Consider the following 4,375-nt stretch of genomic DNA (forward strand, 5'->3'; position numbering starts at 1 on the left):
GCTTTCGACGGGGGCGCAGGCCATCCATCCCGGTTACGGCTTCCTGTCGGAGAATCCTGATTTCGTCGACCAGGTGGTGGCGGCGGGGCTCACCTTCATCGGCCCGTCGGCGGCCTCGATCCGTGCCATGGGGCTGAAGGACGCCGCCAAGCGGCTGATGGAGAAGGCCGGGGTGCCGGTGGTGCCGGGCTATCATGGCGAGGCTCAGGAGATCGTCCTGCTGGCGTCCAAGGCACGCGAGATCGGCTATCCCGTACTGATCAAGGCGCGCGCCGGCGGCGGCGGCAAGGGCATGCGCCGCGTCGAGCATCCCGATGATTTCTCCGAGGCGCTGTCCAGCGCCCGGCGCGAAGCAAAAGCCGCTTTCGGCGACGACCGCGTGCTGGTCGAAAAATATGTCGACAAGCCGCGGCATATCGAAGTGCAGGTGTTCGGCGACAACTTTGGCAACGCCGTGCATCTCTTTGAGCGTGACTGCTCGGCACAACGCCGCCACCAGAAGGTGATCGAGGAAGCCCCCGCCCCCGGAATGACGCCGGCTTTGCGCAAGGCAATGACGGAAGCCGCCGTGAAGGCCGCCAAGGCGATCAATTATTCCGGCGCCGGCACCATCGAGTTCATCGTCGATGCCTCGCAAGGCCTCAAGGCCGACCGATTCTGGTTCATGGAAATGAACACCCGCCTGCAGGTCGARCAYCCGGTCACSGAAATGGTCACCGGCACCGATCTGGTCGAGTGGCAGTTGCGGGTTGCGTCTGGCGAAAAGCTGCCGAAGACGCAAAGCGAGATCACGCTTGCCGGCCATGCCTTCGAGGCGCGCATCTATGCGGAGGACGCGGCAAAAGGGTTCCTGCCTGCAACAGGCACACTGCATCATCTGAAGTTTCCCGAGCCCGACGCGGCGGCGCTGCGCATCGAGACCGGCGTGCGGGCCGGCGATGCCATCTCGCCCTTTTACGATCCGATGATCGCCAAGCTGGTGGTCCATGCAAAGGACAGGCAAGCGGCGCTGGAAGCTCTCGGCGCGGCGCTGTCGCAGACCGAAATTGCCGGTTCCACCGTCAACACCGCCTTTCTTGCCGCCCTTGCCGCCGATCCCGACTTCTGCGCTGGCGACGTCGACACCGGCTTGATCGGCAGACACCATGAGGCGCTGACCGTGGTCGCGCCGCCGACCGGCGAAATCATCGCGGCGGCCGCCCTTGCCGCCTCCGGTGCCGAAACCTTGTCATCACCGAATGATCCATGGTCTTCGCTCCCCGGCTACGCGCATTTCCATGGCGTGGCGCGACGCATACGATTGAAGTTCGGCGACGACGACATCGCGGCAAAGGTGTCGGTGCGGCCGGACGGGCGCTTTCAGGTGGCGCTCGATGCGCCCTATGACAGCGCCAATGCACATGATTTTCGCGCCGCTGCTCGCCTCGCCCGCTGGCCAGGCCACATCACGGTGTTCGAAGGTGCCGTCGGCTATACATTCGCGGTGCCCGACCCATTGGCCAGGAGCGATGACGCGGCGGCCGCTTCCGGCAGCCTGCGCGCACCGATGCCCGGCCTGGTCAAGCTGGTGCGCGTGGCAAAGGGTGATGCGGTGATCAAGGGACAACCGCTGCTGATCCTCGAGGCGATGAAGATGGAACACACGATCGCCGCCCCGCATGACGGGGTGATTGCCGAAATCGCCATTGAAGGTGCACAGGTCACCGACGGGACGGTGCTGGTGCGGTTCGTCGAGGAAGAAGCTTCGACTGCCGCAACTGGCTGACAGCCGGAAGTACATCCTGGGTCACAAAGAAAAATGGCCGGGACGAACCCGGCCAAACGGCCGTTTTTATGGAAAATACGGTAAAATTCTCCCTTTTATGGCGATAATGGCCGTATTGTTCGCAATGCGGTTATGATAACCGTTGCGCAGGGGGGAACGCAAAATGGCTCGTAACAAGCTCTCCGAGAGTAAGATCAAGGGTCTGCCCGCTGGGTTGCACGGTGACGGAGACGGCCTCTGGATCCGTGTCCAAAAATCAGGATCAAGGAATTGGGTTTTTATTTACCGCCGCGGTTCTGAGCGAGTCGAAATGGGACTCGGCGGCTACGGCCAAGGCACAGCGCCTGTGAGCCTTGGCCTGGCGCGCGAGAAGGCAGAAGCTGTACGGCAGCAACTTGCGCGAGGAGAGAATCCAAGGGTAGCGCGCGTCRAGCCGAAGTCCTTCCTAGAAGTGGCCAATGCATTAATTGATGCGAAGCGCTCCGGATGGACAGGGGGCAAGACCGCTGGCGAATGGGAATTCAGCCTCAGGGAACATGCGAAATTTCTGCATGACATGCCTGTGGCGAGCATCGTCCTAGGTGACGTCAAGGAGTGTTTGCTTCCCATGTGGGCCACACAGTCCGAGACAGCGAGTCGTGTGCGCGGTCGCATAGAGAGCGTGTTCGACTACGCGACTGCCCATGGTTGGCGCACAGCAGGCAATCCCGCCCGATGGACAGGGCTTCTAGACAAGGTACTCCCACCGCCAGCCTCATCCGGAAAGCATCACGCTGCGCTGCCATACAAAAGTATACCAGCCTTGATGAAGGCCCTACGAGAAGCCAGCACTGCTCAGGCGCGCGTGGTGGAGCTTATTACGCTAACCGCTGTTCGAGCAGGCGAGGCGCGAGGCGCCGTTTGGGATGAAATCGATTTCGCCGAACGGACATGGACTATCCCCAAAGCACGGATGAAGGCGAAACGCGACCATGTCATCCCCTTAAGTGATCCCGCCGTGACGGTCCTGCAGATACAGAAACAAGTCGCCACAAATCAGTTCGTCTTCGCAAGCCGAAAGGCTGACACTCGGATCTCGGAGATGGTGGTTGTTAAGGCCATGCGGGCTGCGTCGCCAGATAAGTACGCAACGCTCCACGGCCTTCGATCTACGTTCCGCGACTGGTGCGGGGATTGCACGGAACATCCAAGGGAGATCGYCGAGGCTGCTTTGGCGCACGCCGTTGGGAATGCGGTGGAGCAGGCCTACCGCCGCTCTGATGCATTGCAAAAAAGACGCATCTTAATGGACGACTGGGGCAAGTACTGTGTAAACAACGCCCCTGACCATATTGACATGATAGGCGAAAAAGCCTATAAGTGAGCCCTTGGCATATCTCGCCTAAATTAACGGCGACCCTAACCCCTCACATTAATCAAGCATTTGATACGCGTCTGTTGACGCGGGGCTTTCGTGCGACTGCGCGCAAGATTTCAATGGGGATTCAGGAATGAACGCGAACGACAATACACCACGTTTGATGGCACCCAAGGAAGCGGCTCTGGCAACAAGCCTTTCGCGACCACTCTTGAGCTTGATGGCTGATGCGGGCCAATTCCCAAAGGCAGTCAAGCTTGGCGAGCGGCGGGTTGCCTATGTGCGGTCCGAGGTTGACGCATGGATCGACGCGCGCATCGCAGCGAGGGCAGCGGCCTAACCCCTGCCCTCATCAAAAACCCACCGCGGATCCAACCGCGGCCACTCCATCAGGGAACCACCAATTGCAAATCTTATCACTTCGGCCGGAACCACCGGGCGGCGGAGCCGTGCGCGCACGCTTCGACGTCCAGATGGATGATGGCATCAGACTTTACGACCTGAAGCTCGTCCAAGCGCGCGCTGGCTGGCGCGTATACGGCCCGCAGCACCACGGCGGCGCTGTCGTAACCTTCCCGATCGCTATTGCAGACCAAATCGCAGCGGAGGCAGTCGCCCTTGTCCAGCACCAATCCTAAGACTGCGGCGCAGCCCTGTCCCTATAGAGTCGACGATCGCGTCGAGCACGACAAGTACGGTGCCGGAACCGTCACGGCGGTCCACGTCGCAGGAGCATCTGTTCGCTTCGACGCAGGCGGTAGAATTCGCCCGTTCGGGTTCGAGGAACTGCGGCCAGCGAATGACAACACGGCACCATCAGAGCGTCCAAAGGCTGAAATACTTAAGCTGTCGGGTACCGCTAGCCTTCCTCAATTGGAATGGGTGTATGGCCGCGTCCGAGTGCGAAAGTATGTTTCAGCGCTGTTCTCGCCCGGCGGTGGAGGTAAGACGTCGCTGCTAACTGCGGAGGCGTTGGACATGGCTACCGGCCGCGACATTCTAGGTGTCGGTCACCGGCAGAAAATGCGGGTTTGGTACGTCAATACAGAGGATCCCCGCGATCTGGTAATTCGGCAATTCGAGACGGCAGCCGCGCTACATCGCATCACAAACGATGACATCGGCGATCGTCTCCTGATCTCGAATGGCCGGGACTCAACCTTCGTCGTAGCGCGAGAGGACAAACGGACAGGCCTCAAATTCAACGAACCGGTTATCTCTGGGATTGTGGAGGTTGCGGCCGAGTTCAAGCC

At 60.5% G+C, this 4,375-nt stretch carries 4 protein-coding genes; all 4 read left to right on the top strand.

Annotation, left to right across the window (positions count from 1 at the left end; translation table 11 throughout):
- On the top strand, nt 1–1,765 hold a 1,765-nt coding region (locus tag AC1DX0_RS31680), incomplete at its 5' end, for an acetyl/propionyl/methylcrotonyl-CoA carboxylase subunit alpha (RefSeq protein ID WP_477358365.1).
- Nucleotides 1,766–1,928: 163 nt separating this feature from the next.
- Entirely contained in the window at nt 1,929–3,128 is a 1,200-nt protein-coding gene (locus AC1DX0_RS31685; protein ID WP_477358367.1) for a tyrosine-type recombinase/integrase, read from the top strand.
- Nucleotides 3,129–3,255: 127 nt separating this feature from the next.
- Nucleotides 3,256–3,462 (top strand): helix-turn-helix transcriptional regulator, encoded by a 207-nt coding sequence (locus tag AC1DX0_RS31690; protein WP_477219478.1) that lies wholly within the window; start codon nt 3,256–3,258, stop codon nt 3,460–3,462.
- A 278-nt stretch (nt 3,463–3,740) separates the two neighbouring features.
- A partial coding sequence (locus tag AC1DX0_RS31695; protein WP_477358369.1) for an AAA family ATPase occupies nt 3,741–4,375 on the top strand: 635 nt, incomplete at its 3' end.

Source organism: Mesorhizobium sp. P3_A9 (assembly GCF_056402975.1).

Bases quoted from the DNA above. Each gene is read 5' to 3' on its own strand.
- AC1DX0_RS31690 (WP_477219478.1), top strand. From the start codon at position 3,256: ATGAACGCGAACGACAATACACCACGTTTGATGGCACCCAAGGAAGCG.